Here is a 3,409-nt window from a genome sequence, read left to right as displayed (position 1 = left end):
ATAGACGCACAAAAGCCCCGGAGCGTTAGCTTCGGGGCTTTTGTGTGTTGGTTGCGGGGGCAGGATTTGAACCTGCGGCCTTCAGGTTATGAGCCTGACGAGCTACCGGGCTGCTCCACCCCGCGCCAAAGTTGGGTGCCGAGGATATCGGCAGAACGGGGGACGAATGTGAATGGGTTTTGGTATTTTCCGTACACCGGCTTCAATGCCTGGCGGCGACCTACTCTTCCATCGCTTAAGCGATAGTACCATTGGCGCTGTCTGGTTTCACGGCCGAGTTCGGGATGGGATCGGGTGGGTCACAGACGCTATGGCCACCAAGCAATGAAGCCGGTGTGCGGGAAATTGGGTTTCAAATCGATGCACCGATAAGGCTGGGAAATTCATCCACCCGCTATCTGACAACCCAGGGTTGTCGATGGGGGTGTGAAACTCTCAAGCGCGAAAAGAGCAATTAGTATCGGTTAGCTCCACGCGTTACCGCGCTTCCACATCCGATCTATCAAGGTCGTGGTCTTCGACCGCTCTATGAAATCTTATCTCGAGGGAGGCTTCCCGCTTAGATGCTTTCAGCGGTTATCCCGTCCATACATAGCTACCCAGCTGCGCTCCTGGCGGAACGACTGGTACACCAGAGGTATGTTCAACCCGGTCCTCTCGTACTAGGGTCAACTCCTCTCAAATTTCGACGCCCACGGCAGATAGGGACCAAACTGTCTCGCGACGTTCTGAACCCAGCTCACGTACCACTTTAATTGGCGAACAGCCAAACCCTTGGGACCTGCTCCAGCCCCAGGATGTGATGAGCCGACATCGAGGTGCCAAACAACCCCGTCGATATGAGCTCTTGGGGGTTATCAGCCTGTTATCCCCGGCGTACCTTTTATCCGTTGAGCGATGGCCCTTCCACGAGGGACCACCGGATCACTATGACCGACTTTCGTCTCTGCTCGACTTGTCAGTCTCGCAGTCAGGCTGGCTTATGCCATTGCACTCTAACAGCCGGTTTCCAACCGGCCTGAGCCAACCTTCGCGCGCCTCCGTTACTCTTTGGGAGGCGACCGCCCCAGTCAAACTACCCGCCACAGAGGGTCCCTGTACCGGATGACGGTACGAGGTTAGACAGTAAAGAACAACAGGGTGGTATTTCACTTGGTGGCTCCACACCAGCTGGCGCCGGTGCTTCAAAGCCTCCCACCTATTCTACACAGTTGTTCTCCACTGCCACTCTGAAGCTGCAGTAAAGGTGCACGGGGTCTTTCCGTCTAACCGCGGGTACTCCGCATCTTCACGGAGAATTCAATTTCGCTGAGCATGTCCTGGAGACAGTGGGGAAGTCGTTACGCCATTCGTGCAGGTCGGAACTTACCCGACAAGGAATTTCGCTACCTTAGGACCGTTATAGTTACGGCCGCCGTTTACCTGGGCTTCATTTCGGAGCTTGCACTCCTCCACTTAACCTTCAGGCACCGGGCAGGCGTCAGGCCCTATACGTCGTCTTGAAGCCGACTTAGCAGAGCCCTGTGTTTTTGCTAAACAGTCGCTACCCCCTGGCCTGTGCCCCCTCATACCGGTTGCCCGGAATGAGGGCCTCCTTCTTCCGAAGGTACGGAGGCAATTTGCCGAGTTCCTTCAGGACACTTCTCTCAAGCGCCTTGGTATACTCTACCTGACCACCTGTGTCGGTTTCGGGTACGGTCTATACGGTGGGGCTATTTCCCGGGACCTCTTCGAAGCCAGTCCAATCCGTTAAGGACTGACAACTCACGAGATCCGTCACACACCACCAGGCCCACGAATATTAACGTGGTTCCCATCGACTACCCCCTTCGGGCTCGTCTTAGGGGCCGGCTCACCCTGCGCGGATTAGCCTTGCGCAGGAACCCTTGGTCTTTCGGCGAGAGGGCATCTCACCCTCTTTATCGCTACTCATGTCTGCATTCGCACTTCCGATACCTCCATGGTCGGTTACCCTTCCACTTCACAGGCTTACGGAACGCTCCGCTACCGCGTGATCAAAGATCACACCCTAAGCTTCGGTGCACGTCTTGAGCCCCGTTACATCTTCGCCGCAGGAACCCTTATTTAGACCAGTGAGCTGTTACGCTTTCTTTAAAGGATGGCTGCTTCTAAGCCAACCTCCTGGTTGTTTTGGGATTCCCACATGCTTTCCCACTTAGACGTGACTTGGGGACCTTAGCTGTAGGTCAGGGCTGTTTCCCTTTTGACGACGGACCTTAGCACCCGCCGTCTGTCTCCCGGATATCACTCCTAGGTATTCGGAGTTTGGTTAGAATTGGTAGATCTCGCGACCCCCGCATCCATCCAGTGCTCTACCCCCTAGGGTGTTCATCCGAGGCACTACCTCAATAGTTTTCGCGGAGAACCAGCTATTTCCCGGCTTGATTGGCCTTTCACCCCTAAGCACAACTCATCCGGTAACTTTTCAACGTTAATCGGTTCGGACCTCCAGTGGGTGTTACCCCACCTTCATCCTGGTCATGCATAGATCGCCGGGTTTCGGGTCTAATGCATCAAACTATGTCGCCCTATTCAGACTCGCTTTCGCTGCGCCTACACCTATCGGCTTAAGCTTGCTTGATACATTAAGTCACAGACCCATTATGCAAGAGGTACGCGGTCAGGGCATAAAGCCCCTCCCACTGCTTGTAGGCATTCGGTTTCAGGTACTGTTTCACTCCCCTCATCGGGGTGCTTTTCACCTTTCCCTCACGGTACTAGTTCGCTATCGGTCATGTACGAGTATTTAGGCTTGGAGGGTGGTCCCCCCATGTTCAGACAGGATTTCACGTGTCCCGCCCTACTCGAGTCCTGATACATCACTTTCGCATACGGGGCTGTCACCCGCTATGGCCACACTTTCCAGAGTGTTCTGCTAGTTGAATATCAGGCACTGGCCTGGTCCGCGTTCGCTCGCCACTACTAACGGAATCTCGGTTGATGTCTTTTCCTCCGGGTACTGAGATGTTTCAGTTCTCCGGGTTCGCTTCACCAAAGCTATGTATTCACTTCGGTGATACCTTGCCCCAATTAACTCGGCCAACCATTGCTGGAGAGCTGAATTAATTGGTGAAGGTGGGTTTCCCCATTCGGAAATCGTCGGGTCAAAGCTTGCTCACAGCTCACCGACGCTTATCGCAGCGTGCCACGTCCTTCATCGCCTGTACATGCCAAGGCATCCACCAAATGCCCTTACCTCACGCTTGAGAGTCCACACCACCAACGACAACGCTGGGCGCTTGCTATCAGCAAACACCAACTCGGCAGAGCAGCGTCACGCGGCATATCGGTGTGGATGTAAATCTCAGCCTTGTTTATGACGCTCGTTGCCTAGTCTCACGACTAAACCAACGCCGTCACGGCATCGATTTGAAAAACCCATTCACAA

1 tRNA gene and 2 rRNA genes are annotated in these 3,409 nt (G+C 54.4%); all 3 read right to left on the bottom strand.

The annotated features are described in order from the left end of the window. Positions 1 to 48: 48 nt before the first annotated feature. Positions 49 to 125: transfer RNA gene (locus B215_RS0117230), tRNA-Met, on the bottom strand. 82 nt (positions 126 to 207) lie between these two features. Then, a 5S ribosomal RNA gene (gene rrf / locus B215_RS0117225) occupies positions 208 to 322 on the bottom strand. Between the two features lie 112 nt (positions 323 to 434). Then, positions 435 to 3,227 (bottom strand): 23S ribosomal RNA (locus tag B215_RS0117220). Between the last annotated feature and the right edge of the window lie 182 nt (positions 3,228 to 3,409).

This window comes from Sphingomonas sp. ATCC 31555 (assembly GCF_000282895.1).
Taxonomy (GTDB): Bacteria; Pseudomonadota; Alphaproteobacteria; order Sphingomonadales; family Sphingomonadaceae; genus Sphingomonas.
Note: the sequence above shows the minus strand (reverse complement) of the source record. Positions and strands in the feature narration are given on the sequence as shown.